The following is a 25,761-nucleotide window of genomic DNA, read 5'->3' as shown; positions in this document are numbered from 1 at the left end:
CGTTTCCCATGCCCGCAAACTCCCGTTCCGCACGCCTGACCCACCTGGACGCTTCCGGACTGCCCACGATGGTGGATGTCTCGGACAAGGCGGTCACCGCGCGCAGCGCCACCGCCCAGAGCCGGGTGCGTTTTCCGGCCGCTGTCGCCGCGCAGCTGCGCGCCAATGGCTTGCGCAGCGCCAAGGGCGGCATCGTCGAAACGGCGGTGATCGCCGGCACCATGGCGGTCAAGCGCACCCACGAGTTGATTCCGTTCTGCCATCCATTGCCGATCGACGCGTGCCGCTTCGAGATCGACTGGGAGGGCGAGCAGGTGCTGGACATCCATTGCACAGTGCGTTGCGTGCATCGCACCGGCGTGGAAATGGAAGCGCTCACCGGTGCCAGCGTGGCGGCCTTGACGGTCTATGACATGTGCAAGGCGTTGTCGCACAGCATGAGCATCGGCCCGACCAAGTTGGTGTCCAAGCGCGGCGGCAAGCGCGATATCGGAGCAAGACAATGAGCGCCACGGTGACGGTGCTGTATTTCGCCAGCCTGCGTGAGGCGGCGGGCATTGCCAGCGAGCAGGTGCAATCAGCGGCGCAGGACCTGCGCGCGCTGTATGCCGAACTCGAGACGCGTCACGGCCTGCGCTGGACGCCGGCGCAGCTGCGCGTGGCGGTGGATGGCGCATTCGCGCGCTGGGAGGATGGCGTGCGCGATGGCAGTGAAATCGTATTTATTCCGCCGGTGTCGGGAGGTTGAGCATGAGCGAGCAGACAACCGCCCTCTTCGCGCTGTCCGATGTGCCATTGCCGGTCGACAGCTTGCGCGCCGCGCTGGAGCACCCGCACGCCGGCGCGTTCGCCAGTTTCGAAGGCTGGGTACGCAATCACAATGAAGGCCGCAGCGTGGCCGGGCTGCGCTACGAAGCCTATGCCGCACTTGCCCAGGCCGAAGGCCAGCGCGTGCTCGACGAGGCGATGCACCGGTTTGCCATCGTCAACGCCTACTGCGTGCACCGCGTGGGCGAGTTGCGCATCGGCGACATGGCGGTGTGGGTCGGGGTCAGCGCGGCGCATCGCGGCGCCGCATTCGATGCCTGCCGCTTCATCATCGACGAGGTCAAGGCGCGCGTGCCGATCTGGAAGCACGAGCATTATCTTGAAGGCGACGCGGGCTGGCTGCATCCGGAATCGCAGGCGCAGTAGACGCTCGCAACTCAAGCGCTGCGGGGACCCAGGGAGTTAGGGTGGTGTCCCCGCCGGTTGACCTCGGCGCCCGCATCAATCGATACCGTTGCTGCCTTCCGGCCCTGGCGGGATTTTCGATCTAGCGTCGCGAGGGACCGACGGGGCCACCATAAGACGTGGGCCACTGGCGCGGCCCTGGATCATGCAACCGCGTTGCAGGATCATGAAACTGGCGGAGAGAGGGGGATTCGAACCCCCGAAGCGCGGTTTAGACGCTTACACACTTTCCAGGCGTGCTCCTTCAACCACTCGGACACCTCTCCGTACCTGCCATGCGACTGGGTCGTCGGCAGGAGCGGGATTCTAGCCGCCGCGGGCGCCATTAACAAGGTAAGTGATCCGCCGGGTCGGCACGACGCTGCCAGCGCGGCTGTCTGGCCGGTCACCGACCCTGCTGCGGAGGTCCGCCGGTCCGGGAGGCGGCGGGCACGACGGCCGCTGAACGACCCACTTGACGCGCCGTGGCACAATATCGGTTCAGAGGAAGCTGGTTGCCCGATGTCTTATCTCGTTCTCGCCCGCAAGTGGCGCCCGAAGCGTTTTGCCGAACTCGTAGGCCAGGAACACGTGGTCCGCGCGCTCAGTAACGCGCTCGACAGTGGGCGGGTGCACCACGCGTTCTTGTTCACCGGCACCCGCGGCGTGGGCAAGACCACGATTGCGCGCATTTTCGCCAAATCGCTGAACTGCGAGACCGGCACCAGTGCCGATCCGTGCGGTCAGTGCCCGGCCTGTCTGGATATCGACGCCGGCCGCTATATCGACCTGCTGGAAATCGACGCCGCGTCCAACACCGGCGTGGACGATGTGCGCGAGGTGATCGAGAACGCGCAGTACATGCCCTCGCGCGGCAAGTTCAAGGTCTATCTGATCGACGAAGTGCACATGCTCTCCAAGGCGGCGTTCAATGCGCTGCTGAAGACGCTGGAAGAGCCGCCGGAGCACGTGAAGTTCCTGCTGGCCACCACCGATCCGCAGAAGCTGCCGGTGACCGTGCTGTCGCGCTGCCTGCAGTTCAACCTCAAGCGGCTGGACGAGGACCAGATCCAGGGCCAGATGACCCGGATCCTGGCCGCCGAGCAGATCGAGTCGGATCCGTCGGCGATCGTGCAGCTGTCCAAGGCCGCCGACGGCTCGCTGCGCGATGGCCTGTCGCTGCTCGACCAGGCCATTGCCTATGCCGGCGGCGCACTGCGCGAGGAGGTGGTACGCACCATGCTCGGCACGGTCGATCGCACCCAGGTCGGGGCGATGCTGCAGTCGCTGGCCGATGGCGATGGCGCGCGCCTGATGCAGGTGGTTGCGGCGCTGGCCGAATTCTCGCCCGACTGGAGCGGCGTGCTGGAGGCGCTGGCCGAGGCCTTGCACCGCATCCAGGTGCAGCAGTTGGTGCCGTCGGTGGCCTTTGTCGGCGATGGCATCGACCCGACCGCCTATGCCGCGCAGCTGCGTCCGGAAGTGGTGCAGCTGTGGTACCAGATGGCGCTCAACGGCCGCCGCGATCTGTATCTGGCGCCGAGTCCGCGCGCCGGGTTCGAGATGGCGGTGCTGCGCATGCTGGCCTTCCGCCCTGCGGCGGCGGTGCCGGCTGGCGGCAGTGACGATGGACGTGGTGCCAATGCCGGCGGTCACGCGCGTTCTGCGGCAACTGGCGTGCAGGCCGCCGCACCGGTGGCAGCCGCGCCTGCGCCTGCAGCCGTGGGACAGCCGGCAGGGTTGAAGGAAGCCGTACCTGCTGCCGTGGCTGCGGTCGTCGCACCGGCCCCGGCCACTGCTGCGCCAGCCCCCGTCGTGGTATTGCCCGCTGTGGAAGCAGCGACCGACAGCCGTCCATCCACAGCTCCCGCGCGCAGCGACGACACGCCGCCTTGGGCAATGGACGATGCCCCGGTGCGCGCCAACGCTGCCCCCGTCCCCGCAGCGGCGCGTGCGCCCGCGCCGGAAGCGGCAATGGCGCCACCCGTGCCAGCCGATACGGCATTGCCCGCTGCGGTTGCGCCCGACGCTGCCGTGGCAGTTCCTGCCGCCGCCGTGGCTCCAGCACCTGCAGCGCCGGTGCTGCAGATGCCACCGGCAGCTGCGCCCTCCGTGCCGGCGCCGGCAACCGAGCCGTCGGTCCTGCTCGACGACGGCCGCATCGCCGACGCCGAGCAGTGGCTGGAGCTGGTTACCCGCAGTGGCCTGAACGGTCCCTCGCGACAGCTCGCTGCCAATGCCGCCTTCCTCGGCCATCGCGACGGCCTACTGCGTCTGGCGCTGGCGCCGGGCTTCGAATACCTCAATTCCGAGCGTTCCATCGCCAACCTTGCGCAGGCACTCGCGCCCGAGTTGGGAAACACGCCGCGCATCGTCATCGAAACCGGCAACGCCGATGTCGAGACCCTGCACGAGCGGGCCAATCGCCAGAAAGGCGAGCGCCAGAGCGCGGCCGAAACAGCATTCATGAACGACCCGAATGTGCAGCAGCTGATCCAGCAGCAAGGCGCGCGGGTCGTCCCCGATTCCATCCGCCCTTACGACGAGTAACGACACATGCGTGGGAACATTGCCCAATTGATGCAGCAGGCGCAGAAGATGCAGGAAAACCTGCAGCGCGCCCAGGAAGAACTGGCCAAGCTGGAAGTCACCGGCACCGCCGGCGGCGGTATGGTCAGCGTGACCCTGACCGGCGCCAAGGAGTGCCGCAAGGTCCGCATCGACCCGAGCATCCTCTCCGACCAGGAAATGGCCGAGGACCTGATCGCCGCCGCCTTCAACGACGCCTCCAACAAGATCGACGCCGAGTCCAAGGACCGCATGGGCTCGGCCACCGCCGGCATGCAGCTGCCGCCGGGCATGAAGTTGCCGTTCTGAGAGGCGGGGAATCGGGAGTGGGGAATCGGGAATCGTAAGAGCGAGATTGTCTTTGGCTTTTGCGATTCCCCAATCCCGATTCCCGATTCCCAACCCAATGTCCTCTCTTCTCGAACAACTGATCGAGGCCTTCCGGGTGTTGCCGGGTGTGGGCCAGAAATCGGCGCAGCGCATGGCCTACCACGTGCTCGAACGCGAGCGCGAGGGTGGGCGTCGGCTGGCTGCCGCGTTGGCCAATGCGGTGGAGAAGGTCGGCCATTGTGTGCAATGCCGCGACTTCACCGAGTCGGAGATCTGCGCGATCTGTGCCAGCAGCAGTCGCGACCGGCAGCAGCTGTGCGTGGTGGAATCGCCGGCCGATCGCCTGGCGATCGAACACGCCACCGGCTACCGCGGGCTGTACTTCATCCTGCAGGGCCGGCTGTCGCCGCTGGACGGCATCGGCCCGCGCGAGCTGGGGCTGGACCGGCTCGGCGAGCGTCTGGCTGCCGGTGAAGTCACCGAAATGATCATCGCCACCAATGCCACCGTGGAAGGCGAGGCGACCGCGCATTACCTGGCGCAGCTGGCCCGCCAGCATGCGGTGCGTCCAAGTCGTCTCGCGCAGGGCATGCCGCTGGGGGGCGAGCTGGAATACGTGGATCGCGGCACCTTGTCGCATGCCTTTGGCACCCGCAGTGAGGTGCTTTGAGCGCCGGGAATCGGGAGTGGGGAATCGGGAATTGGAAAAGCGAAAACAGTAGCGCACGCGGTAAGCTCTTGCGATTCCCCATTCCCCATTCCCACCATGTCCGACACCATCTTCGGCAAGATCATTCGTCGCGAAATCCCGGCCAGCATCGTCTATGAAGACGAGGAGGTGCTGGGCTTTCAGGACATCGCACCGCAGGCGCCGGTGCATGTGCTGTTCATTCCCAAACAGCACGCCATTCCCACGCTGGACGATGTGCCGCCCGAGCAGGCGGTGCTGGTGGGCAAGCTCGCACTCGCCGCAGCGTCATATGCCCGCGCGCAGGGACTGGCGCAGGACGGCTATCGCATCGTGATGAACTGTCGCGAGCATGCCGGCCAGACCGTGTTCCATATCCACCTGCATCTGCTGGCCGGTGCGCCGCTGGGACGTTTCGGCACGCCCTGACCTCGTTGCGCGAGCGAGCGCATGCGCCTGTTCGAGCAGCCGAGACGCACACGCAAAAACGCCGCTCCCTGGGAGCGGCGTTTTTGCGTGTCACTGACTCAGCAGCCGGTTACCACCAGCCGCGGCCCCAGCCCCAGCCACCGCCCCAGCGCGGACCCCACGGGTCGCCCCACGGGCCGTACGGGTAGGCCGGCACCACGTCCACTTCGCGCACGACCGGCCACAGATAGACCACGTCGGCATTGACCTTGGGCAGCTTGTAGTCGTACTCGCCGATCTTGGTGGTTTCATACCCTTCGATCTTGCCGATGAAGGTCACTTCGCGGCCCGGCTCGAACACGGCCGGATCGTAGAAGCCCGAACGGCACGCCAGGAAGCGACCATCGCTGGCGTCCACCGCATTGCGGTCCGGGCGGCCGCTGGCATTGAGCGGGCGCGAGATCAGCTCGAAGCAGGTCTGGCCCTGGCCGGGTTTGGTCTGGATGATCTTGCCGCCCCAGCGCACCGACGTGCCGACCTGGGCGCTGGCGGTGGAATCGCTCGGACTGACCGTAGGGAACTGCCCCTGCAGCGGCTTGGGCGCGGTGGCACAGGCGGCGAGCCCGAGCACGGCGACAATGGGAAGGAGAAAGCGGGTACTCATGAGGAAGCTCCGGTTCGCGGGCGATGCTGCTGCAGATCTTTGAGGAGTGAGGCGCTGTCCGAATCAGCGCCAGCGTAGCGCGCGGCAGCGAAACGTTGGCTGAGCGCCAACAATGCCGGATTCGGGTGTGAACGGGCGACACGCTGCGCCCAGGCGATGGCCGGTTCGTGCGGTTCGCGGGCCAGGCCGAGCTTGCCGTAGCGGCGGCCCAGGCGATGCCAGGCGCGCAGTAGCGGGTCGCGCTCACGCTCGCCGCGCGCCAGCAGCCAGCCCATCCATGCAAGTGCGCTGACCGCGAAGATGCCGAAGATGGCGGCCAGTTGCGAGGTGTCCAGGCGATCGATGCCGAACGGCTGCAACAGCCGTTGCTGGCGGTCCGCATCGAAGGACAGCACCAGGTCGTTCCAGCCCCGGCGCAGCAGGTCGCTGACCTGACCGAGGCTGGCCCACATGCCGAGCTGGGCGAAATTGTTGCCCGCCCCGACCTGCACGCGGTCTTCCAGCGTGTCGTAGATGCGTTCCGGTGCCACTGCAGCGGTGGGGTCCACCCGCACCCAGCCGCGCCCGGCCAGCCAGACCTCGGTCCAGGCATGCGCATCCATGCGCCGCACCACCCAGTAATTGCCGAAGCCGTTGTAGGTGCCGCCGGCATAGCCGGTGACCACGCGCGCCGGGATGCCGGCCGCGCGCATCAGCACCACGAACGAAGAGCTGAAGTGCTCGCAGAAACCGGCCTTCTGCTGGAACAGGAATTCATCCACGCTGTTGCGGCCGAGCAGCGGGGTGTCCAGGGTGTAGGCGAACTCGCGGGTGATCCACTGCAGCGCCCGCTGCACCACGGCATCGTCGTTGCTGCCGGCCTCGCTGCGCCATTGCCGTGCCAGCGTGAGCGTGCGTGGATTGAAACCCGGCGGCAGCGCGAGCGCGCGCTTGCGCAGCGGGTCGGGCAGGTCGGTGTCGAAGCGGGCCGGTGGTGCCGACTGCAGCTCCCAGCGGGTCAGTGCACTCAATGGCCGCCGTGCGAACAGTTCGTAGTCGGGCGACAGATCGGCATTGGCCACCGCCTGCGTGGGCAGGTCCAGCGACACCAGTTGGCGACGGTCGGTGGGCTCGTAATCCAGGCGATAGCGGTAGCTCCGCGGCCCGGCGGTGACTGGCGCGGGTTGGCTGCGACCGGTCCAGCGCGCGCGCTGCCAGGTGCGGCCGTCGAAGTCCCACATCACCGGCCCGCGCCAGTAGCGTTGTTGCGGCGGTGGCGCCGTGCCGGTGAACTGCACGCGCAGCGCCGGGCTGTCGTCGGCCATCAGGTCGATCCATTCACCCGGCGACATGGTGTCCGACAGGCCGGGCCGCGACAGCGCGCGCTCGGGCACGCCCCACAGCGGGGAGCTCAGGCGCGGCAGCAGCCAGAACGTGGCCAGCGCCAGCGGCACACCGATGGCGACCAGCTTGCCGATGCCGCGCAATTGCAGCCGCAGCCCAGGCGTGGCGGTGCGGTGTTCCTCGTCGGCCAGCCGTTGCATGCTCAGCAGTGCGCTCACCACCGCCAGCAGTGCCAGCCCCATCGTCGCCGGCCCCTGGTCGAGCAGAAACGCCGCGAACGGGGCGAACAACGCAAAGCCGAGCAGGCTGCGCGCATCGCGCAGGGTGCGCAGCTCGGAGGCCTTGATCGCCAGCATCGACGCCAGTACCGCGCAACCGGTGTCGCGGCCGAAGCGCATGCCGATCTGCCAGTACACCGCGCCCAGCATCGCCACCACCAGCAACACCCGCACCGGTGCCGTCAGGGTGGCGCGCCAGCTCAGCACGCCGACCAGCACGGCGGCCGCGGCAATGGTGCCGGCGAGCAGGCCAGGCAGCTGCAGCAGCAATGGCGCCAGTGCCAGCCAGCTGGTGACCAGCACCCAGCCGCGGCTGGCCTGGGTGATCGGGACGGACGGCTCAGTCATGGGGAAGCAGGGCCAGGGCGCGCAGACACAGGTGGTGGTGGGAGCTGCCTTGTGCGGGCCCCAGCGGCGGCTGGCCCGGCAGCAGCAGGCGGTAGCGCCGCCCGTCGCGTTCGGCCAGGTTGACCCAGCGCGCCAGCCGCGCAATGCGGCGCTCGTACGGCAGCGCGTTGAGCGTGCGCCAGTCCAGCGTGACTTCGATGCCCAGGGGTTGCTCGTACTCGCGCACCAGCAGGCTGTCGCGGCGCGCCGAGTGCTTCCAGGAAATCGTGCGTGGCGCATCGCCGGCGCGATACGGGCGCAGCTGGTGCAACTCCTCGCCTTGCGGGTGCAGGCGGGTCTGGTTGGGCGAACCGGCGCCCTCGGGCAATGCCGGCCCCTGTTCTTCGGGCCTGGGATAGGCCAGCAGTGGCGTTTCCGGCCAGACCCATGACCAGGCGCGCACCAGCCCCAGTGGCTGGGTGCTGGACAGGCGGATGCGTTCGATGTCCTGCCAGCCGCGCCGTTCGGTGGGCACCAGCAGGTCGACCTCGGCCATGTCGTGCGCGAGCAACGCACAGAAGCCGCTGCTGTCCAGATGATCCAGGCGCAGCCCACGCCGTGCGCGGGTGTCGCGACGTGCCAGCGACACCCGCATGCGCAATGGCTCGCCGGCGACCACCGGTTCGGCCGAGACCGCCTCGATGCGCAGCGCCGACAGCTGCAGGTGCGCCATGATGCTGCTGGCAATCCCGGCGGTGGCCAGCAACAGGGCCAGCAGCAGGGCCGGGTTGTTGTTGTAGTTCAACGCGCCCAGCAGCATTGCCAGCAGCAAGGCGGTGACGAACAGCCCGAAGCGCGTCGGCAGCACGTAGATGCGCCGCCGGTCCAGCACGATCGGCAAGGCCTCCGCGCCCCGCGGGCGCGCCAGCAGGCTGAGTCGGCGGCCGATGCCGCGCACGTGCGCACGCACCGGGATCAGTCCACCGGCACGCTGTGCAGCAGCGCCTTGGCCAGCGCTGGCCCCGACGAGGATTCGGCCTCCGGCACCAGCCGGTGCCCGGCCACGGCCACGAACAGCGCCTGCACGTCTTCCGGCAGCACGTGCTCACGCCCGAGCAGCAGCGCATAGGCCTTGGCCGCACGCAGCAGCGCGATGCCGGCACGCGGCGACAGCCCCACGCGCACCCCGGCGTGCTGGCGGCTGCGCAGCAGCAAGGCCTGCACATAGCCGATCAGTGCATCACTGGTATGGATCTGGCCCACCACCGTGCGCAGCGCCACCACGTCGGTGTCGCTGAGCTGCGGCGCCGCCTGGGCGATCAATTCGCGCCGGTCCACGCCCGACAGCAGCGCGCGCTCGGCATCGGCGCTGGGATAGCCCAGGCTGAGCCGCAGCAGGAAGCGATCCAGTTGCGAATCCGGCAGCGGGAAGGTGCCGGACAGATCAACCGGGTTCTGCGTGGCGATCACGAAGAACGGCTCCGGCAACGCATGGGTGACGCCATCGAGCGTGACCTGCTGTTCGGCCATGGCCTCCAGCAGCGAGCTTTGCGTGCGTGGCGGGGCGCGATTGATTTCATCGGCCAGCAGCACGTTGGTGAACACCGGGCCCGGATGGAACTGGAACTGGCGTGAGGCGGCGTCGTAGACCGACACGCCCAGTACGTCTGCCGGCAGCAGGTCGGAGGTGAACTGCACGCGCTGGAAGCCCAGCCCCAGGCTGGAGGCCATCGCGTGGGCGAGGGTGGTCTTGCCCAGGCCGGGCAGATCCTCGATCAGCAGATGGCCGCCGGACAGCAGCGCCACGAACGCCAGACGCACTTCCTGCGCCTTGCCCAACAGCAGCGAATTGACCTGGTCTTGTGCGCGCCGCAGCGATTGGCGCAGCGCATCGGTTAGCATTTCCGTGGAACGCGGCGGTATCGACATCACAATTCCGTAGGTGGAAGAAGAGTGCATAGGGCAATGCAGGGGGACCAACGCGCACATCGCACCTTCGTGATCCTGTGGACACTGGCGACGGCCGTCAAGCTGTTGATCGCCGCGCGGCTGCCGCTGTTCGTCGACGAGGCGTTCTACTGGCAGGAAGGCCAGCATCTGGCCGCCGCGTATTCGGATCTGCCGGGCATGACGGCCTGGCTGACGCGGCTGGGCGTGGAACTGGGCGGGCATCACCTGCTGGCCCTGCGCCTGCCGTTTCTGGCCATTTCCGCGCTGATTCCCTGGTTGATCGCGCATATCGCCACGCGCTGGTTCGGCTCCACGCTGGGCTGGCAGGCCGGCAGCCTGACCTTGCTGATGCCGCTGTCGGCCACGCTGGGCATCCTGGCGGTGCCGGATGTGCCGATGGCGCTGGCGGCGGTGCTGTGCATGGATGCCGGTGCGCGGCTGCTGCGCGAGGTCGATGCCACCAGTGCGCTCGAGCTCGCCATCGGCCTGGTGATCGGCGCGCTCAGTCACTACCGTTTTGCCGGGGTGATCGGGGTGGGCTGCATCGCGCTGCTGTGCATCCCGCAGGGGCGCGCGGTCATGCGCGACCCGCGCATCTGGATGGCGCTGACGGTGGGCGCGGTGAGCTGGCTGCCGCTGCTGTTCTGGAATACAGAGCACGACGAGGCCGGACTGCGCTTCCAGCTGGTCGACCGGCATCCGTGGCGTTTCCAGGTCACCGGGCTGTGGTTCTTGCTGATACAGGCAGTGCTGGTGACACCGCCGCTGGCCTGGGCGATGCTCAAGGTCGGTCTGGCCGGCACGCGCGCCGGCGGTGGTTCGCGGGCGCAATGGCGCTATTTCGGCCTGCTGGGCGGGATTTCGACGGTGGCGATCTTCGTGCTCGGTTTCTTCAGCGATGCCGAGCGGATCAGTTTCCACTGGCCGCTGCCGGGCTACCTGGCCTTGCTGGTTGCGGTGCCGGTGATCCTGATGCGTTGGCCGCATACGCTGCGTCGCGCAGTCTGGGTGATCGCGCTGCTCGGCACCCTGGGGGCGTATGGCTACTACCTGGCGGTGTCGGTGCCGTCGCTTCGCGCGCATGCGGCCGGCGAAAAATACTATCCGCGCAACTTCGCCGGGTGGCAGGACCTGGCGCGCGCGGTCAAGACCCGGCTGGCGCAGATGCCGCCGGGTACGCGCGTGCTGGCGGAAAATTTCAAGGTCGGTGCCGAGCTGGGCTTCCAGTTGCACGATGCCAATGTCGAGGTGCTGCGTGCAGAGTTGAACGACAAGCACGGGCGCAGCGCGCAGTTGTTGCAATGGGGGCTGCTCAGTGACGGCACGCGCAACGGGCCGCGGCTGCTGGTGCTCTCGCCCAGCGATCAGCGTTATCGCGACCTGCTGAAGCGCTATCACGCCATCTGCGACATGGTCGGGCCGCTGCCGCCGCCCACCGTGGTGTCCACCGATCACGGCTACCAGCGCTTCCTGCTGTTCGCGCTGCCGGCGCAGCGCCGGCCCGGGCCGTGCATCGCCCCGGCGATGGCCTGGATCGATACGCCGCTGCCGGACGTGCACGTGTCCGGGCAGGTGCAGGTGCGTGGCTGGGCATTCAAGGACGGCGTCGGCCTGTCGAACGTGGAGCTGCTGCTGGACGGGCGTCCGGTCGCGCAGGCCGAGTACGGCACGCTGCTGGATGTGCGCCCGTACTGGAAGATCTCCACCGACCCGCAGCATCCCAATGTCGGTTTCAGCGCCACCTTCGACACGCATGCGCTGCCGCCGGGCACGCATTGGCTGGGACTGCGCCTGCACGGCCACGACGGCAGCGTCGAGGACTGGTGGGAACAGCCCATTACCATTTCCACACCTTAGATCACGCAATGACCGATGCCATGACTGTTGTCCCTCCCGTGCCTGTGCCCGGGATCCGAATCGCCGTGCTGGTGCCCTGCCATAACGAGGCGGCCACGGTCGCCTCGGTGGTCGGCGCGTTTGCTGCTGCCTTGCCGGCCGCGGCGATCCATGTGCTGGACAACAATTCCAGCGATGCCACCGCGACAGTCGCGGCGGCGGCGGGCGCGCAGGTCAATCGCGTGGCATTGCAGGGCAAGGGCAATGTGGTGCGGCGTGGCTTCGCCGATGTGGAGGCCGACATCTACGTGCTGGTCGATGGCGATGCGACGTACGATGCGGCTGCCGCACCGGTGCTGGTGCGCAAGCTGATCGACGAGCGCCTGGACATGGTGGTCGGGGCGCGGCGCGATCAGCAGCAGGCCGCGTATCGGCCCGGTCATCGCGTCGGCAACGTGTTGCTGACGCGTTGCGCGGGGCTGCTGTTCGGTCGCAGCTTCGACGACATGCTGTCCGGCTATCGCGTGTTCTCCCGGCGCTACGTCAAATCCTTCGCTGCGCATGCGCACGGATTCGAAACCGAAACCGAACTGGCCGTGCACGCATTGCAGTTGCGCATGCCGGTGGCCGAGGTCGAAACCGCCTACGGCGTGCGCCCGGAAGGCTCGCAAAGCAAGTTGAACACCTGGCGCGACGGCTGGCGCATCCTCACCACCATCGCCAAGCTGTTCAAGGCCGAGCGGCCGTTGTTGTTCTTCTCCATCGGCTTTGTGCTTAGCGCCACGTTGTCGATCGTGCTGGCGATTCCGTTGTTCGAGACTTATTTCCAGACCGGACTGGTGCCGCGGTTCCCCACGGCGATCCTGTGCGTGGCGCTGATGCTGCTGGGTTTCCTGCTGCTGGCGTGCGGGCTGATCCTGGACACGGTCACGCGCGGACGCGTCGAGGCCAAGCATCTGGCGTATCTGGCCGAGCCGGGCGTCGCCATTCTCGTGGCGCCGCGTGCGCCTGTAGCTGCCCGCTGATGGCAGCCATCGCGACATCGACACCGGTGGGCCGGCGACAGCGGCTGTTGGGTTGGGCCGATCGCCAGTTCGGCTTTCATTCGCCACGCCAGATCGCCGCAGCGGTGACGGCGGTCGTGCTGCTGGGTGCGCTGCTCTCGCTTGGGCTGGGCCAGGACGCCAACTGGGACCTGCGCAACTACCACCTCTATATTGGCGATGCCTGGGCACATGATCGGCTGGGCGTGGATCTGGCGTCGGCGCAGATGCAGAGTTACTTCAGCCCATTGCTCGATGCCCTGCATGCCTGGCTGATGCTGCAGCTTCCCGGGCCGGTGGTCGGGCTGCTGCTGGGCGGCTTGCATGCGCTGGTGTTCGTTCCGGTGGCGGCAGTGGCATGGCGCGTACTGGCCGGGCAAGCGCGGCGCGCGCAGTGGGCGCCGCTGCTAGCAGTGGCCGGCATGTGCAGCGCGGTGTTTCTGTCCGAACTTGGCGGCACCATGGGCGATACCGCCAGTGCGATCCCTGTGCTGGCAGCGTTGGCGCTGGTGTTGTCAGCGCAAGCGCGTGCGCGGCACGGTGCGCACGCTGTGCATCGATGGGCCATCGCTGGCGCACTGATGGGTCTGGCCGTCTCGCTCAAGCTCACCAATGCGCTCTACGCGTTGGCGTTGGTGCCGGCGGTCCTTTGCGATGGCGAGCGGATGCGCTCGCGCGTGCTGGGCCTCGGCGTGCTGGCCGGCGTTGCGGTGCTGGTGTTGGTGCTGATAGCCGGGCCCTGGTATTGGCAGGTCTGGCAACACCTGGGCAATCCGCTGTTTCCGCAGTTCAACGGAGTCTTCAAATCGCCGCTGGCGCAGCCGGTGTCGATCGCCGATGTGCGGTGGTTGCCGCGTAATCTCGGCGAGCAGCTGATCTGGCCGCTGCTGTTTACCTTCAAGCCGCAGCGGATCGGTGATCTCGGTCTGGTGCAAGCCGGTTGGGCGGTGCTGTATGCGGTGACGCTGGTCGCTGCAGGACGCGGCGTGCTGCGCCGGCCCGTACGGCAGGTTGGGCTGGATCGCTCGGCCATGGTCCTGCTGATGTTCTTCAGCGTTGCTTACGCGCTGTGGCAGGCCATTTTCAGCATTCATCGCTATCTGGTGGTGCTGGAGCTGCTTGCGCCCTTGGTGCTCTGGATCGTGTGTCGGCACGCATTCGCCACACGCGCCGATCGCAAGGCGGCCTGGTTGATCGGGCTATGCGCCCTGGTCGCGGTGGTCGGGTGGAAAGATTGGGGGCATGAAGCCTGGGCCCGCGACAGCTTCCAGGTGCAGCAACCGGCGATGGGCGAACCTGCCGCCTCCACGGTGTTGCTGGTCGGCGACGAGCCGCAATCCTGGCGGGTGCCGCTGCTTCCGCGGCAGGCGCGGTATATCGGTGTGGCGACGAATATCGCCGAGACCGACCAGTACCGGCAGCGCGTGCGCACGCTGATTGCCGAGCGGCCGCAGCTATACGCCATGTTGGGCGCGGCGCGCGACAAGCAGCAACTGCGGGTCGACCGGATGAATCGCTGGGCGCAGCAGCTGGGGTGGAGCGTGCAACCGCAATGCACGCACCTGCGCTGGTTGATCGCGCGCGGCCTGCGCGCCGAGCTGGATGCATCTCAGCCGGGCCGCTGCGTACTCAACATTGCCAAGGGCAGGGCGGCGGACATCGCCGCTGCAGACCGTGCCGTGCGCGAGGCCGCGCAGCAGCGCCTGGCCGCGTACGGGCTGACGCTGGACCCTGCGCGCTGCCGCACGCTGTCCTCGCATGTGGGGCAGGCCGACTATCCGTATCAGTTCTGCCCGCTGGCTCGGCCCGATTAAGGCCGTATGCGGCCGAATCCGCTTGCATGGATGCCGGGACTGGGGACTCGGGATTTTTGCTGCTGCCCGATCTTTCCGTGTGCGGCCTCCACGCTCGGCCGCAATGCAACTCCTACGGAATCTCGAACCCCGCCTGCCTTAGCAGCCGCGCCAGCGCGATCAGCGGCAGGCCGACCAAGGCGGTGGGGTCCTGCGAGCGAATGGCGTCGAACAGGCTGATGCCGAAGCCCTCGCACTTGAAGCTGCCGGCGCAATCCAGTGCGGGCTCGGCGGCCAGGTAGCGATCGATTTCGGCGCGCGTCAGCGGGCGCAGCTGCACCTCGGTCAGGTCCAGCGCGTGCGTGGTGCGGCCAGGGCCGACCAGGCTCACTGCCGTATGGAAGCGCACCACGTGGCCGGACATCGCCGTCAGCTGCGCATGGGCCCGCTCCAGCGTGCCCGGTTTGCCCAGGGCCTGGCCGTCCAGATCGGCGACCTGGTCCGAACCGATCACCCAGGCGTCGGGCGCCTGCGCGGCCACCGCCGCCGCCTTTTCCGCGGCCAGCCGGCTGGCCAGCACGTCCGGGGCCTCCCCGGGGTGCGCCTGCTCGTCGACCTCCGGCCGGGCGGTGGTGAAGTCCAGTCGCAGCCGGCCAAGCAGCTCGCGCCGATAGACTGAGGTGGAGGCAAGAATCAGGCGTGGCATCATGGGGCGCTGCGTCGGACGGGTAGGGAAGTCTGCCAGCCTTGGCGCCGCGCCATGTGCGTGAATAGGGGCATTTGACAGGGCGTCGGCGGATCTTTAACATTCTGCGGCTTATGTCCGCGAACGTACCCGAAATGCTGGATGCTTGGCGGATGGTCGCAGCGCGCAGGCGCTTCGATGGCCGCATCCCGCTCTCTGCGATGACCCGCCTGCAAGGCAGCCTGGTCGATACCGAGGGCGAGTGTGTCTACTCGCTCCAGTTCGATCAGGACAGCCTGTTGAAGGTCGCCTACGTCGAGCTCAGTGTCGATGTCGAGCTTCCGCTGGCCTGCCAGCGCAGCCTGCAGCGTTTTCTGTATCCGGTGCAAATCAGGCAGCGTCTTGGTTTGATCCGTGACGAAGCCGACGAAGCGGCGTTGCCGGCCGAGTACGAAGCCTTGCTGGTGCCGGAAGATGGCATGCTGCGGGCTGCAGACCTGGTCGAGGACGAGCTGGTCCTGTCGATCCCGGTGGTGCCGATGGCGCCGGGCAGCGAGGCCGTCGAGGCCGAGTGGGTTCCGACCCAGGAAGAGCAAGACAAGGCCAGTCCGTTCGCGGCGCTGGCAGCGTTCAAAAAACAGTAACCGCCGCTGTGAAGGGCGGAAAGACAGGTCGGCGCGGGCGTGAAGCGTCCAGTTCGACTCGACAGACAAGTTATCGAACTTAAGTTGGAGCAATCCCATGGCTGTGCAGAAATCCCGAGTTACCCCGTCGCGTCGCGGCCAGCGTCGTTCGCACGATGCCCTGACCGCCAAGCAGCTGTCGACCGATCCGACCAGCGGCGAGATCCATCTGCGCCACCACATCACCGCTGACGGTTACTACCGCGGCAAGAAGGTGATTGCGACCAAGTCGTCGGCCGTCCAAGAAGATTGATTCGTGGCACCCGGCGCGTTCGACGCCGCCGGGTGACCCTCGCTTCTTCCGGAGCCGCCGATCACCGCGGCTCTTGCAACAGGGAACAGTATGAGCAAGCGGATCTATTCCAGAATCGCGGGCACGGGTAGCTATTTGCCCGAAAAGGTGTTGACCAACGACGACATGTCCAAGATCGTCGACACCAGCGATGAATGGATCTTCTCGCGCACTGGTATCCGTGAGCGTCACATCGTCGCCGACGACCAGACCACCAGCGACCTGGCGTATTTCGCCTCGCTGAAGGCGATGGAAGCGGCCGGCGTGACCGCCGACGAGATCGACTTGATCGTTGTCGGCACCACCACCCCAGACCTGATTTTCCCGTCCACTGCCTGCCTGCTGCAGGCGCGGCTGGGCAATGTCGGCTGCGGTGCCTTCGACGTCAACGCGGCGTGCTCGGGCTTTGTCTATGCGCTCAGCGTGGCCGACAAGTTCGTGCGCAGTGGCGATGCCAAGACCGTGTTGGTGGTGGGCGCAGAAACCCTGACCCGCATCGTCGACTGGACCGATCGCACCACCTGCGTGCTGTTCGGCGACGGCGCTGGCGCGGTCGTGCTCAAGGCCGACGAAGAAACCGGCATCCTCAGCACCCATCTGCATGCCGACGGCAGCAAGAAGGAACTGCTGTGGGATCCGGTTGGCGTATCGGTGGGCTTCGGCGAGGGCAAGAACGGCGGCGGCGCGTTGCTGATGAAGGGCAACGACGTGTTCAAGTACGCAGTCAAGGCCCTGGATTCGGTGGTCGACGAGGCCCTGGCCGCCAATGGCTACGACAAGCACGACCTGGACTGGCTGATCCCGCATCAGGCCAACCTGCGCATCATCGAGGCCACCGCCAAGCGGCTGGATCTGCCGATGGAGCAGGTGGTCGTCACCGTGGACCGCCACGGCAATACCTCCTCGGCCTCGGTGCCGCTGGCGCTGGACGAAGCGGTGCGGTCCGGCCGCGTGCAGCGTGGTCAATTGCTGCTGCTGGAAGCATTCGGTGGCGGATTTACCTGGGGCTCGGCGCTGCTGCGCTACTGAGTCCGGTAGGCAGCGCCGCGTCCGCCGGCGCTGCCTGACAGCGTCAGGGACGGACCCGTCATGGCAGAACCCATCGTCATCGCCGGACAGCGCGTCTGGCTGAAGCAGTACCGCCGCCACAGCCGCGCGGTCTCGCTTGGAGCACTCAACTTCGTTGCCCGCCGCTGGGGCCTGGATGCCTTGCGTCCACCGCCGCACCGTGGCGGCGATGCTGCGCGCGATCTGGAGGCACGCCGGCTTGGCGAGCTGCAGGCGCAAGCGGTCAATGTGCCGCGCGTGGTCGGTTGCGGACAGGCGGCCCTGGTGCTCAGCGACAACGGGCGTTCCTTTGCCAGCTGCCTGCGCGAGGCCGATGCGCCCGAGCGCGACCGGCTGATTGCGCTGGCGGTGGCGGCCATTGCCGATGCCCATCGCGATGGCGCCTATTTCGGCCAACCGCTTCCGCGCAACATGACCTTCGACGGGCAGGCGGTCGGCTTCATCGATTTCGAGGAAGACCCGCTGGAAGTGATGGACCTGGCGCAGGCCCAGGCGCGCGACTGGCTGGTGTTCGGCTACGGGGTGGCCAAGTACTACCGCGGCCGCCGCGCGGTGCTGCAGCGGTTGATGACGTGCGCCTTCGATGCGGCCGGCCCGGCGGTGGCGGCGCATGCGCATGTGGTGACCGGGCGATTGCAGCGGTTTGCGCAGCTCACCGGCCGCCTGGGCCGCTCTGCCGGGGCGCTGGCGCGTGCCATCCTGGCCATCCACCCGGCAACCTCGCTCGGCGTCTTGCTGGTGCTGGTGATGTGCGTGGACTGGCTGGCCGATGGCGACATGGATCTGCTCAACGCCTTGCTGTAGGCGTGCCGGCGGCCCCGCTGGCGGGGCTTGCATACGCGGCAGTACAGACGCCGGGACGATTTCGCACGTATCATCCCGGCTCGATTTTTGTAGGCAGCAACGCGTGACCGAATCCACTCTCGCCTTCGTGTTTCCCGGCCAGGGCTCGCAGTCCTTAGGGATGCTGGCCGAACTGTCCGAACTGCACCCGCAGATCCGCGAAACATTTGCCGAAGCCTCCGATGGCGCCGGCGTCGACCTGTGGGCCCTGTCCCAGGGCGGCCCGGAAGAGATGCTCAACCGCACCGAATACACTCAGCCGGCCCTGCTGGCTGCGGGTGTAGCGGTCTGGCGGCTGTGGAATGCGCAGCGCGGGCAGCGCCCGGCGGTCCTGGCCGGGCACAGCCTGGGCGAATACACCGCGCTGGTCGCTGCCGGCGCGCTGTCGCTGCACGACGGCGCGCACCTGGTCCGGCTGCGCGGCCAGTTCATGCAGGCCGCCGCGCCGGCCGGTGTCGGCGCAATGGCGGCGGTACTGGGCGCCGAGGATGCGCTGGTGCAGGAAGTCTGTGCCGAGGCGGCAGGCAGCCAGGTGGTGGTGCCGGCCAATTTCAATTCGCCCGGTCAGATCGTGATCGGTGGCGATGCGGCGGCGGTGGACCGCGCGCTGGCCTTGCTGGCCGAACGCGGCGTACGCAAGGCGGTCAAGCTGGCGGTGAGCGTGCCCTCGCACACCCCGTTGATGCGCGATGCGGCCAACCAGCTCGCCGAAGCGATGGCCGGCCTGAGCTGGCACGCCCCGCAGATTCCGGTGGTGCAGAACGTCGATGCACGCGTGCACACCGGCAGCGAGGCGATTCGCCAGGCGCTGGCCGAGCAGTTGTACCTGCCGGTGCAATGGACCGGCTGCGTGCAGGCATTGGCCGCCCAGGGCATCAGCCGGATCGCCGAATGCGGCCCCGGCAAGGTGCTGAGCGGGCTGATCAAGCGTATCGACAAGCGCCTGGACGCCCGTCCGCTGGCCACGCCTGCCGATTATGCCGGCGCGCTCGAGGCGTGGACCCACTGATTCGACGCACCTGCCGGTCCTGCCGGCAGCCCTCACCGCTCGCGGCTGCGGTCGCGCGCTTCCCACTCGAGGAACAGCATTCATGAGCAAGCCTCTGCAGGGCGAGATCGCCCTCGTCACCGGTGCCAGTCGCGGGATCGGCGCGGCCATCGCCGCGACGCTGGCCGCCCAGGGCGCCACCGTGATCGGCACTGCGACCTCGGCCTCCGGCGCTGCGGCGATCGGCGAGCGCCTGGCTGCCGAAGGCGGCCACGGCCGTGAGCTCGATGTCACCGACGCTGCGGCGGTCGATGGCCTGATCGATGCGATCGGCAAGGAGTTCGGCGCGATCTCGATCCTGGTCAACAACGCCGGCATCACCCGTGACAACCTGTTGATGCGGATGAAGGACGACGACTGGCAGGCGATCATCGACACCAATCTGACCAGCGTGTTCCGCACCTCCAAGGCGGTGATGCGCGGCATGATGAAGGCGCGCAAGGGCCGTATCGTCAACATCGCCTCGGTGGTGGGCGTGACCGGCAATCCCGGCCAGACCAACTACGCCGCGGCCAAGGCCGGCATCATTGCGTTTTCCAAGTCGCTGGCCAAGGAGATCGGCTCGCGCGGGGTCACCGTGAATGTGGTGGCGCCCGGCTTCATCGATACCGACATGACCAAGGCGCTGCCGGACGAGGCCAAGGCCGCCTTGCTGCAGCAGATCGCGCTCGGCCACCTGGGCCAGCCGGACGACATCGCCAACGCGGTGGCGTTCCTGGCCGGCCCGAGTGCCGGCTACATCACCGGTGAGACCCTGCACGTCAACGGCGGCATGTACATGCCGTGAGCGTGCGGCGCCGGGAGGCGCTAAGTGGCTGATTGGCGGGGACTTGTGATGCAATGCAAGGCTCGGTCGCTTCCACTACACTATCCAACGCGGCCATCGCAGCGGCGATGGCGTTTTTTTCGTACCACCACTACTCCATCTGGAGCGATATCCCCAATGAGCACCATCGAAGAACGCGTCAAGAAAATCGTCGTCGAACAACTCGGCGTCAAGGAAGAGGAAGTCACCACCAGCGCATCGTTCGTCGATGACCTGGGTGCCGACTCGCTGGACACCGTCGAGCTGGTGATGGCGCTGGAAGAAGAGTTCGAGTGCGAGATCCCGGACGAAGAGGCTGAGAAGATCACCTCGGTCCAGCAGGCGATCGACTACGTCAAGGCTCACGTCAAGAGCTGATGCGTTGTTCCTGACTGCGGCGGCGTGCGTCAAGCCGTTGCTGCGTCAGACATTCCATGGGGCCGCTGATGCGGCCCTGTGTTTTTCAAGCGTCATCCGCAAACCGCAAGCACCGTCCGTTCCGTGGTGAGGAGATCTGCAATGAGTCGTCGTGTTGTCGTTACCGGCATGGGCATGGTGTCGCCGCTGGGCAATGATCTGGCCACCAGCTGGGATGGAATCATCCACGGGCGCTCAGGCATCGGCCCGATCACGCAGATCGATGCCTCGCAGTTCACCACCAAGATTGCCGGCGAGATCAAGAATTTCGATCCCACGCTGTTCGTGTCCGCCAAGGACGTCAAGAAGATGGATTCGTTCATCCATTACGGCGTCGGCGCCTCGTTCATGGCGCTGGACGATTCCGGCCTGGAAATCGACGAAAGCAATGCCGAACGCGTTGGCGCCATTCTCGGCTCCGGCATCGGCGGGCTGCTCGGTATCGAAGAGCAGACCATCAAATTCCACGAGGGCGGCGCGCGCAAGATTTCGCCGTTCTATGTGCCCAGCACCATCATCAACATGCTGCCGGGCCAGGTGAGCCTGATCAAGGGCCTCAAGGGTCCGACCTTCTCGGCGGTGTCGGCCTGCGCCACCTCCAACCATTCGATCGGCACCGCGATGCGCATGATCCAGCACGGCGACGCCGATGTGATGCTGGCCGGTGGCGCCGAGCGCGGCTCCTCGCCGAGTTCGGTGGGCGGCTTTTGCGCAATGAAGGCGATGTCCACCCGCAACGACGACCCCACCGCTGCATCGCGTCCGTGGGACAAGCAGCGCGACGGCTTCGTGCTGGGCGACGGTGCCGGCGTGCTGGTGCTGGAAGAATACGAACATGCCAAGGCGCGTGGCGCGCGCATCTATGCAGAACTGGTCGGCTTTGGCGCCAGCTCCGACGCCTTCCACATGACGGCGCCCAGCGAAGACGGCGAGGGCGCGGCGCGCAGCATGGCCGCGGCAATGCGCGATGCCAAGCTCAATCCCGAGCAGATCGGCTACCTCAATGCGCACGGCACCTCCACGCCGTTGGGCGATCTGGCCGAAACCCTGGCGATGAAGCGCGCGCTGGGCGACCACGCCTACAAGACCATGGTCAGCTCGACCAAGTCGATGACCGGCCATCTGCTCGGTGCGGCTGGCGGCGTGGAAGCGATCTTCTCGGTGATGGCGCTGCACACCGGCATCATTCCGCCGACCATCAACCTGGAAGAGCCCAGCGAAGGCTGCGACCTGGATTACGTGCCGAACGTGGCGCGCGAAGTGCAGGTGGACGCGGTGATGTCCAACGGCTTCGGCTTCGGCGGCACCAACGGCACGCTGGTGTTCAAGCGCATCTGAGATCACTGTGCGTGTGTACCGCGAGCGATGTCTCGCGGTACACGACGCATGGGATTCCGCCCGCCACACAGCCGGACAGTGGCGCTGCCAAACCTCGCTGCGCGACCTGATCCCTCTCATCATGCGTGCCCTGCCTCCATTGCAGGGTGGCGCGTCTTAGCACCCCACGCCACACCAGGCCGATGACGCTCACCAGACCCCTGCACGCGGACATCGACCTGCTGGCGCTGCATCGGCTGGCGCCGCAGCGCTATCCGGCACTGCTCGAATCCACTGCTTCCGGCACCGCCCACGGCCGCTGGGATGTGTTGTTGCTGGCAGACGGCGCAAGCCTGCGGCTGGATGCCGACGGGCGCACGCGCGACGGCGATGGACGGGTGCTGGACGGCGGATTTCTGCAGGCACTGGATGCGGCCTGGCAGGCCGAGCGCCTGCCGCACGCTGCGGCCAGCCCGTGGCCGTTTCGCGGTGGCTGGGCGGTGCTGCTGGATTACGAGCTGGCCGCGCAGGTTGAACCGATTCTGCAGCTACCCACGCGCAGCGATGGCTTGCCGAGCGCGCTGGCGCTGCGCGCGCCGGCCGCGGTGCTGCGCGATCGGGTGCAGGGCCGCTGCATCGCGCTGGCCGAGCCGGGCCGTGCAGATCTGCTGACCCGCATCGTCGAGGACATCGCCGCCTGCGCCGCGCTGCCGCCGTTGCCAGCGTGGGCCGGGCCGGTGGCTGTCGAAGAAGATGCGCCGGAGCGCTTTACCGCTGCCGTGGAGCGTGTGCTCGCTTATCTGCGCGCCGGCGACGTGTTCCAGGCCAATATTTCGCGCGCCTGGCATGCGGCGTTCGCCGCTGCGGTCGATCCGGCGGCGTTGCATGCGCGCCTGCGCGCGGCCAATCCCGCCCCGTTTGCCGGCCTGTTCGTCGCGGCAGGCCGCGCGGTGGTGAGTTCCTCGCCGGAGCGGCTGGTGTCGGTGCAGGGCGATGTGGTGCAGACGCGCCCGATCGCCGGCACCCGCGCGCGCTTTGCCGGCGACGACGATGCCGCACGTATCCGCGAGCTGGTCGGCCATCCGAAGGAGCGCGCCGAGCACGTCATGCTGATCGACCTGGAACGCAACGACCTGGGGCGCATCTGCGCACCGGGCACGGTGGAGGTGGACGAGCTGATGGGCGTGGAAAGCTACGCGCATGTGCACCATATCGTCAGCAACGTGCGTGGCCGTCTGCGCCCCGACGTCACCCCGGGCGAGGTGGTTGCCGCGGTATTTCCCGGCGGCACCATCACCGGGTGCCCGAAGGTGCGCTGCATGCAGATCATCGCCGAGCTCGAAGGCACCGCGCGTGGCGCCTATACCGGCGCATTCGGCTGGCTCAATCGCGACGGCGACATGGATCTGAACATCCTGATCCGCACCGCCGAGGTGGCCGGGGACCAGGTGCATTTCCGCACCGGCGCCGGGATCGTGGTGGATTCGGACCCGCAGCGCGAACTGGACGAAACCCGCGCCAAGGCGCGCGGCGTGCTGCGCGCCTTCGACCAGGCATGAGCGCTTCAACGGGACATCACCGGCGCGCGGTATCCTGCGCGGCGCTGGGGCAATGACGAGGTGCGTGTGGCGGTGACTGGCAAACGTGGATGTCTGGCCGTGCTGGGCACGGCGCTGTTGCTTGCAGCGCTGCTGGCGATTGCGGCGGTGGTGGCGTGGCGGCATTACCTGCACTTTGCCCAGACGCCGGTGAGCGCGAGTGCGCCCAGCGTGGTGATCGCGCCCGGCGATTCGCTCAAGACCACGCTGCGCAAGTTGCGCGCCGCCGGCGTGGCACAGGGCGCCGATCTGGAATGGCAGCTGCTCGCGCGCCAGGTCGATGCGGCCGGCAAGCTCAAGGTGGGCGAATACGCGCTGGCCCCGGCGCTGTCGCCGCGCGAGCTGCTCGAACGCATGCGCCAGGGCCGGGTGATCCAGTACCGCTTCACGATCGTGGAAGGCTGGAACTTCCGCCAGCTGCGCGCCGCGATCGCCACCGCCACGCCGCTGCAGCAATCCATCGAAGCGCTGGACGATGCGGCAGTGATGGCGCGGCTGGGTTTTGCCAACCAGCACCCGGAAGGGCGCTTTCTGCCGGAAACCTATCTCTACCAGCGCGGCGACAGCGATCTGGACGTGCTCAAGCGCGCTCACCTCGCCATGGACAAAGCGCTGGCACAGGCCTGGGCGCAGCGCGCTGCCGATCTGCCGCTCAGCTCGCCGGAACAGGCGTTGATCCTGGCCTCCATCATCGAAAAGGAAACCGCGCTGGGTGCGGAGCGTCCGCTGATTGCTGGCGTGTTCCTGCGCCGCCTGCAGCTGGGCATGAAGCTGCAGACCGACCCCACCGTGATCTACGGCATCGGCAGCAGCTACGACGGCAACATCCGCCGCCGCGACCTGACCACCGATACGCCGTACAACACCTACACACGCACCGGCCTGACCCCGACCCCGATCGCCATGCCCGGCCGCGAGGCCTTGCTGGCGGCAGTGCGTCCGGCACCGGGGAATGCCTTGTACTTCGTGGCGGTCGGCGACGGCACGGGCGCGCACGTGTTCTCGGCCACCCTGGCCGAACACAACGCGGCGGTGGCGCGGTACCTGCAGCGTCGCCGCCTGCCGCAACCGGAGCCCACTCCATGACCACTGCATTTTCGCCCTGGCAGCAGCGCGCCTACGACCAGACGCTGGCGGCGCTGGACGCCGGCCGGCTTGGCCACGGCTTGCTGATCTGCGGGCCGGATGGCCTGGGCAAGCGTGCGGTGGCCCTGGCGCTGGCCGAGCACGTGCTGGCCAGCGCGCCGGACCCGGCGCTGGCGCAGCGCAGCCGGCAGCTGATCGCCGCCGGGACCCACCCGGATCTGCAGCTGATCTCGTTCATTCCCAACCGCACCGGCGACAAGCTGCGCACCGAGATCGTGATCGAGCAGGTGCGCGAGATTTCGCAAAAGCTCTCGTTGACCCCGCAGTACGGCATCGCCCAGATCGTGATCGTCGATCCGGCCGATGCGATCAATCGCGCTGCCTGTAACGCGCTGCTCAAGACGCTGGAAGAACCCTCGCCGGGGCGCTACCTGTGGCTGATCAGCGCGCAGCCGGCACGCTTGCCGGCGACCATCCGCAGCCGCTGCCAGCGCCTGGAATTCAAGCTGCCGCCCGCGCACGAGGCGCTGGCCTGGCTGCTGTCGCAGGGCGTCGACGAGCGGGCTGCGCAGGAAGCGCTGGATGCCGCGCGCGGTCATCCGGGGCTTGCGGCGCAGTGGCTGCGCGAGGATGGCCTGGCGGTGCGGCGCGCGGTGGCGCAGGACCTGGAACAGATCGCCGCCGGGCGCGCCGGCGCAGTGGAGGTTGCGCAGCGCTGGACCAACGACGGCCAGGCCGACCAACGGCTGCGCCACGCGGCGGACCTTGCGCTGGCACAGGCATCGGCCGGCTTGACCGATCCATCGCGGTTGCACAAGCTGGCGACCTGGTTCGACGCCGCCAATCGCACCCGCGACCTGCTGCGCACCACCGTCCGCGCCGATCTGGCGGTGACGGAATTGTTGCTGGCCTGGCGCGAGGGAGAGCGTCCGGCACGTTCTAGGGGAACTCGATGAGTGCAATGAATGCACGCCAGGGCATTTTGTCGCTGGCGTTGAAGGACAAGCCGGCGCTCTACAGTGCCTACATGCCGTTCGTGAAAGGTGGCGGCATCTTCGTGCCCACGCCCAAGCGCTACATGCTCGGCGACGAGGTCTTCCTGCTGCTGACCCTGCCGGACTCCAGCGAACGCCTGCCGGTTGCCGGCAAGGTCATCTGGACCACCCCGGCCGGTGCGCAGGGCAACCGCGCCGCCGGCATCGGCGTGCAGTTCCCGGACGGCCAGGAAGGCGAGAGCGTGCGCAACAAGATCGAGACGCTGCTGGCGGGATTGACGACCTCCGACAAGCCGACGCACACAATGTGATGCGGCGCGCTGCGGCCGCGCGCGTGATCGCCGTTGTCTGGCGCGGGGCATCGACGGGCGTATCGGGAATCTGACGGCGCCGAATCGATTGCCACAGCGTCGCGCCAGGGAATCATGGCGCCACGCCCAGCCACCGGAATGCGGCGTTTTCGAGCGCATTGCCGCCGTCGCCGATGAACCTGTTGACGATCGC

The 25,761-nt window shown here is 67.6% G+C and carries 27 protein-coding genes, 1 tRNA gene and 1 other RNA gene; 22 read left to right on the top strand and 7 right to left on the bottom strand.

Annotated elements, in window-relative coordinates:
* The first annotated feature begins 8 nt into the window (after nt 1–8).
* Genes moaC through EO139_RS15775 form a run of 3 tightly spaced genes read left to right on the top strand, consistent with a single transcriptional unit; the run spans nt 9 to nt 1,194 of the window.
* The gene (gene moaC, locus EO139_RS15785) at nt 9–506 is read left to right on the top strand and encodes a cyclic pyranopterin monophosphate synthase MoaC (RefSeq protein WP_104582319.1); all 498 of its coding nucleotides are present in this window, start codon (nt 9–11) and stop codon (nt 504–506) included.
* The gene (locus tag EO139_RS15780) at nt 503–748 is read left to right on the top strand and encodes a MoaD/ThiS family protein (RefSeq protein WP_104582320.1); all 246 of its coding nucleotides are present in this window, start codon (nt 503–505) and stop codon (nt 746–748) included. Before moaC ends, EO139_RS15780 begins: the two co-directional genes overlap by 4 nt.
* Entirely contained in the window at nt 745–1,194 is a 450-nt protein-coding gene (locus EO139_RS15775) for a molybdenum cofactor biosynthesis protein MoaE (protein ID WP_104582321.1), read from the top strand. The genes EO139_RS15780 and EO139_RS15775 overlap by 4 nt, the downstream gene beginning before the upstream one ends.
* Nucleotides 1,195–1,241: 47 nt before the next feature.
* Here EO139_RS15775 and ffs read toward each other — a convergent pair.
* Together ffs and EO139_RS15765 are read right to left on the bottom strand one after the other, a co-directional pair.
* Nucleotides 1,242–1,338: signal recognition particle sRNA small type (gene ffs / locus EO139_RS15770), an RNA gene on the bottom strand.
* A 68-nt stretch (nt 1,339–1,406) separates the two neighbouring features.
* Nucleotides 1,407–1,499, bottom strand: a tRNA-Ser gene (locus EO139_RS15765).
* A gap of 235 nt (nt 1,500–1,734) precedes the next feature.
* On the opposite strand from EO139_RS15765, the gene dnaX reads away from it, so the two are divergent.
* The 4 genes from dnaX (at nt 1,735) to EO139_RS15745 (ending at nt 5,227) form a co-directional block, all read left to right on the top strand.
* The gene (gene dnaX / locus EO139_RS15760; RefSeq protein WP_104582322.1) at nt 1,735–3,762 is read left to right on the top strand and encodes a DNA polymerase III subunit gamma/tau; all 2,028 of its coding nucleotides are present in this window, start codon (nt 1,735–1,737) and stop codon (nt 3,760–3,762) included.
* 6 nt (nt 3,763–3,768) lie between these two features.
* Entirely contained in the window at nt 3,769–4,089 is a 321-nt protein-coding gene (locus tag EO139_RS15755; RefSeq protein ID WP_005913896.1) for a YbaB/EbfC family nucleoid-associated protein, read from the top strand.
* A gap of 97 nt (nt 4,090–4,186) precedes the next feature.
* The gene (recR, locus tag EO139_RS15750; RefSeq protein ID WP_047130396.1) at nt 4,187–4,780 is read left to right on the top strand and encodes a recombination mediator RecR; all 594 of its coding nucleotides are present in this window, start codon (nt 4,187–4,189) and stop codon (nt 4,778–4,780) included.
* Nucleotides 4,781–4,876: 96 nt separating this feature from the next.
* The gene (locus EO139_RS15745) at nt 4,877–5,227 is read left to right on the top strand and encodes a histidine triad nucleotide-binding protein (protein ID WP_104582323.1); all 351 of its coding nucleotides are present in this window, start codon (nt 4,877–4,879) and stop codon (nt 5,225–5,227) included.
* A gap of 109 nt (nt 5,228–5,336) precedes the next feature.
* Here EO139_RS15745 and EO139_RS15740 read toward each other — a convergent pair whose 3' ends face one another.
* The 4 genes from EO139_RS15740 to EO139_RS15725 are packed head-to-tail and all read right to left on the bottom strand — an operon-like array spanning nt 5,337 to nt 9,727.
* Nucleotides 5,337–5,870, bottom strand: a complete 534-nt coding sequence (locus tag EO139_RS15740) for a Slp family lipoprotein (RefSeq protein ID WP_024938444.1) — start codon at nt 5,868–5,870, stop codon at nt 5,337–5,339.
* On the bottom strand, nt 5,867–7,819 hold the full coding sequence (locus EO139_RS15735; protein ID WP_126971418.1) for a DUF3488 and transglutaminase-like domain-containing protein: 1,953 nt from the start codon (nt 7,817–7,819) through the stop codon (nt 5,867–5,869). Before EO139_RS15735 ends, EO139_RS15740 begins: the two co-directional genes overlap by 4 nt.
* A complete protein-coding gene (locus EO139_RS15730) occupies nt 7,812–8,768 on the bottom strand; it encodes a DUF58 domain-containing protein (RefSeq protein WP_126971416.1) in 957 nt (318 codons plus the stop codon). The genes EO139_RS15735 and EO139_RS15730 overlap by 8 nt, the downstream gene beginning before the upstream one ends.
* Before the next feature lie 5 nt (nt 8,769–8,773).
* Nucleotides 8,774–9,727: a MoxR family ATPase gene (locus EO139_RS15725; RefSeq protein WP_047130401.1), complete on the bottom strand. Its 954-nt coding sequence runs from the start codon at nt 9,725–9,727 to the stop codon at nt 8,774–8,776.
* A gap of 36 nt (nt 9,728–9,763) precedes the next feature.
* Between EO139_RS15725 and EO139_RS15720 the strand changes: the two genes are divergently transcribed.
* The 3 genes from EO139_RS15720 to EO139_RS15710 are packed head-to-tail and all read left to right on the top strand — an operon-like array spanning nt 9,764 to nt 14,441.
* Nucleotides 9,764–11,605, top strand: coding sequence for a glycosyltransferase family 39 protein (locus EO139_RS15720; protein WP_164739881.1), 1,842 nt, complete (start codon nt 9,764–9,766; stop codon nt 11,603–11,605).
* 8 nt (nt 11,606–11,613) lie between these two features.
* Nucleotides 11,614–12,609 carry a glycosyltransferase family 2 protein gene (locus EO139_RS15715; protein ID WP_164739880.1) on the top strand — a complete coding sequence of 332 codons (996 nt, stop codon included), beginning with the start codon at nt 11,614–11,616 and terminating at the stop codon, nt 12,607–12,609.
* Nucleotides 12,609–14,441: a hypothetical protein gene (locus tag EO139_RS15710; protein ID WP_180496896.1), complete on the top strand. Its 1,833-nt coding sequence runs from the start codon at nt 12,609–12,611 to the stop codon at nt 14,439–14,441. The genes EO139_RS15715 and EO139_RS15710 overlap by 1 nt, the downstream gene beginning before the upstream one ends.
* Nucleotides 14,442–14,553: 112 nt before the next feature.
* On the opposite strand, the gene EO139_RS15705 is transcribed toward EO139_RS15710, so the two are convergent.
* Nucleotides 14,554–15,129: a Maf family nucleotide pyrophosphatase gene (locus tag EO139_RS15705; protein WP_126946032.1), complete on the bottom strand. Its 576-nt coding sequence runs from the start codon at nt 15,127–15,129 to the stop codon at nt 14,554–14,556.
* Nucleotides 15,130–15,239: 110 nt separating this feature from the next.
* Here EO139_RS15705 and EO139_RS15700 point away from each other — a divergent pair, with 110 nt between their 5' ends.
* The 12 genes from EO139_RS15700 to EO139_RS15645 all read left to right on the top strand — a co-directional run bounded on the left by EO139_RS15700 (nt 15,240) and on the right by EO139_RS15645 (nt 25,568).
* On the top strand, nt 15,240–15,749 hold the full coding sequence (locus EO139_RS15700) for a YceD family protein (RefSeq protein WP_047130404.1): 510 nt from the start codon (nt 15,240–15,242) through the stop codon (nt 15,747–15,749).
* A gap of 97 nt (nt 15,750–15,846) precedes the next feature.
* Nucleotides 15,847–16,041: a 50S ribosomal protein L32 gene (rpmF, locus tag EO139_RS15695; RefSeq protein ID WP_003483870.1), complete on the top strand. Its 195-nt coding sequence runs from the start codon at nt 15,847–15,849 to the stop codon at nt 16,039–16,041.
* Nucleotides 16,042–16,131: 90 nt separating this feature from the next.
* The gene (locus EO139_RS15690; RefSeq protein ID WP_047130405.1) at nt 16,132–17,109 is read left to right on the top strand and encodes a beta-ketoacyl-ACP synthase III; all 978 of its coding nucleotides are present in this window, start codon (nt 16,132–16,134) and stop codon (nt 17,107–17,109) included.
* A gap of 60 nt (nt 17,110–17,169) precedes the next feature.
* Nucleotides 17,170–17,952, top strand: a complete 783-nt coding sequence (locus EO139_RS15685; RefSeq protein ID WP_126971410.1) for a serine/threonine protein phosphatase — start codon at nt 17,170–17,172, stop codon at nt 17,950–17,952.
* A 103-nt stretch (nt 17,953–18,055) separates the two neighbouring features.
* Nucleotides 18,056–19,000 (top strand): ACP S-malonyltransferase, encoded by a 945-nt coding sequence (fabD, locus tag EO139_RS15680; RefSeq protein ID WP_119129158.1) that lies wholly within the window; start codon nt 18,056–18,058, stop codon nt 18,998–19,000.
* 82 nt (nt 19,001–19,082) lie between these two features.
* Nucleotides 19,083–19,826, top strand: a complete 744-nt coding sequence (gene fabG / locus EO139_RS15675) for a 3-oxoacyl-ACP reductase FabG (RefSeq protein WP_047130408.1) — start codon at nt 19,083–19,085, stop codon at nt 19,824–19,826.
* Between the two features lie 156 nt (nt 19,827–19,982).
* Nucleotides 19,983–20,222 carry an acyl carrier protein gene (gene acpP / locus EO139_RS15670; RefSeq protein ID WP_002814322.1) on the top strand — a complete coding sequence of 80 codons (240 nt, stop codon included), beginning with the start codon at nt 19,983–19,985 and terminating at the stop codon, nt 20,220–20,222.
* A gap of 141 nt (nt 20,223–20,363) precedes the next feature.
* A complete protein-coding gene (gene fabF / locus EO139_RS15665) occupies nt 20,364–21,599 on the top strand; it encodes a beta-ketoacyl-ACP synthase II (protein WP_115539772.1) in 1,236 nt (411 codons plus the stop codon).
* Between the two features lie 182 nt (nt 21,600–21,781).
* The gene (locus EO139_RS15660; protein WP_126971408.1) at nt 21,782–23,137 is read left to right on the top strand and encodes an aminodeoxychorismate synthase component I; all 1,356 of its coding nucleotides are present in this window, start codon (nt 21,782–21,784) and stop codon (nt 23,135–23,137) included.
* A gap of 60 nt (nt 23,138–23,197) precedes the next feature.
* On the top strand, nt 23,198–24,262 hold the full coding sequence (gene mltG / locus EO139_RS15655; protein WP_126971406.1) for an endolytic transglycosylase MltG: 1,065 nt from the start codon (nt 23,198–23,200) through the stop codon (nt 24,260–24,262).
* Nucleotides 24,259–25,218, top strand: coding sequence for a DNA polymerase III subunit delta' (locus EO139_RS15650; protein ID WP_119129162.1), 960 nt, complete (start codon nt 24,259–24,261; stop codon nt 25,216–25,218). Before mltG ends, EO139_RS15650 begins: the two co-directional genes overlap by 4 nt.
* Nucleotides 25,215–25,568 (top strand): PilZ domain-containing protein, encoded by a 354-nt coding sequence (locus EO139_RS15645; RefSeq protein WP_026064467.1) that lies wholly within the window; start codon nt 25,215–25,217, stop codon nt 25,566–25,568. The genes EO139_RS15650 and EO139_RS15645 overlap by 4 nt, the downstream gene beginning before the upstream one ends.
* Nucleotides 25,569–25,761 lie beyond the last annotated feature (193 nt).

The sequence above is a fragment of the Xanthomonas sp. BRIP62411 genome, assembly GCF_003993525.1.
Lineage (GTDB): Bacteria > Pseudomonadota > Gammaproteobacteria > Xanthomonadales > Xanthomonadaceae > Xanthomonas > Xanthomonas euroxanthea.
Note: the sequence above shows the minus strand (reverse complement) of the source record. Positions and strands in the feature narration are given on the sequence as shown.

Excerpts from the sequence above, each read along its gene's own strand:
- moaC (WP_104582319.1), top strand. The coding sequence starts at position 9 with ATGCCCGCAAACTCCCGTTCCGCACGCCTGACCCACCTGGACGCTTCC.
- EO139_RS15780 (WP_104582320.1), top strand. The coding sequence starts at position 503 with ATGAGCGCCACGGTGACGGTGCTGTATTTCGCCAGCCTGCGTGAGGCG.
- dnaX (WP_104582322.1), top strand. The coding sequence starts at position 1,735 with ATGTCTTATCTCGTTCTCGCCCGCAAGTGGCGCCCGAAGCGTTTTGCC.
- EO139_RS15755 (WP_005913896.1), top strand. The coding sequence starts at position 3,769 with ATGCGTGGGAACATTGCCCAATTGATGCAGCAGGCGCAGAAGATGCAG.
- recR (WP_047130396.1), top strand. The coding sequence starts at position 4,187 with ATGTCCTCTCTTCTCGAACAACTGATCGAGGCCTTCCGGGTGTTGCCG.
- EO139_RS15745 (WP_104582323.1), top strand. The coding sequence starts at position 4,877 with ATGTCCGACACCATCTTCGGCAAGATCATTCGTCGCGAAATCCCGGCC.
- EO139_RS15740 (WP_024938444.1), bottom strand. The coding sequence starts at position 5,870 with ATGAGTACCCGCTTTCTCCTTCCCATTGTCGCCGTGCTCGGGCTCGCC.
- EO139_RS15735 (WP_126971418.1), bottom strand. The coding sequence starts at position 7,819 with ATGACTGAGCCGTCCGTCCCGATCACCCAGGCCAGCCGCGGCTGGGTG.
- EO139_RS15725 (WP_047130401.1), bottom strand. The coding sequence starts at position 9,727 with ATGTCGATACCGCCGCGTTCCACGGAAATGCTAACCGATGCGCTGCGC.
- EO139_RS15720 (WP_164739881.1), top strand. The coding sequence starts at position 9,764 with ATGCAGGGGGACCAACGCGCACATCGCACCTTCGTGATCCTGTGGACA.
- EO139_RS15715 (WP_164739880.1), top strand. The coding sequence starts at position 11,614 with ATGACCGATGCCATGACTGTTGTCCCTCCCGTGCCTGTGCCCGGGATC.
- EO139_RS15710 (WP_180496896.1), top strand. The coding sequence starts at position 12,609 with ATGGCAGCCATCGCGACATCGACACCGGTGGGCCGGCGACAGCGGCTG.
- EO139_RS15705 (WP_126946032.1), bottom strand. The coding sequence starts at position 15,129 with ATGATGCCACGCCTGATTCTTGCCTCCACCTCAGTCTATCGGCGCGAG.
- EO139_RS15700 (WP_047130404.1), top strand. The coding sequence starts at position 15,240 with ATGTCCGCGAACGTACCCGAAATGCTGGATGCTTGGCGGATGGTCGCA.
- rpmF (WP_003483870.1), top strand. The coding sequence starts at position 15,847 with ATGGCTGTGCAGAAATCCCGAGTTACCCCGTCGCGTCGCGGCCAGCGT.
- EO139_RS15690 (WP_047130405.1), top strand. The coding sequence starts at position 16,132 with ATGAGCAAGCGGATCTATTCCAGAATCGCGGGCACGGGTAGCTATTTG.
- EO139_RS15685 (WP_126971410.1), top strand. The coding sequence starts at position 17,170 with ATGGCAGAACCCATCGTCATCGCCGGACAGCGCGTCTGGCTGAAGCAG.
- fabG (WP_047130408.1), top strand. The coding sequence starts at position 19,083 with ATGAGCAAGCCTCTGCAGGGCGAGATCGCCCTCGTCACCGGTGCCAGT.
- acpP (WP_002814322.1), top strand. The coding sequence starts at position 19,983 with ATGAGCACCATCGAAGAACGCGTCAAGAAAATCGTCGTCGAACAACTC.
- fabF (WP_115539772.1), top strand. The coding sequence starts at position 20,364 with ATGAGTCGTCGTGTTGTCGTTACCGGCATGGGCATGGTGTCGCCGCTG.
- EO139_RS15660 (WP_126971408.1), top strand. The coding sequence starts at position 21,782 with ATGACGCTCACCAGACCCCTGCACGCGGACATCGACCTGCTGGCGCTG.
- EO139_RS15650 (WP_119129162.1), top strand. The coding sequence starts at position 24,259 with ATGACCACTGCATTTTCGCCCTGGCAGCAGCGCGCCTACGACCAGACG.
- EO139_RS15645 (WP_026064467.1), top strand. The coding sequence starts at position 25,215 with ATGAGTGCAATGAATGCACGCCAGGGCATTTTGTCGCTGGCGTTGAAG.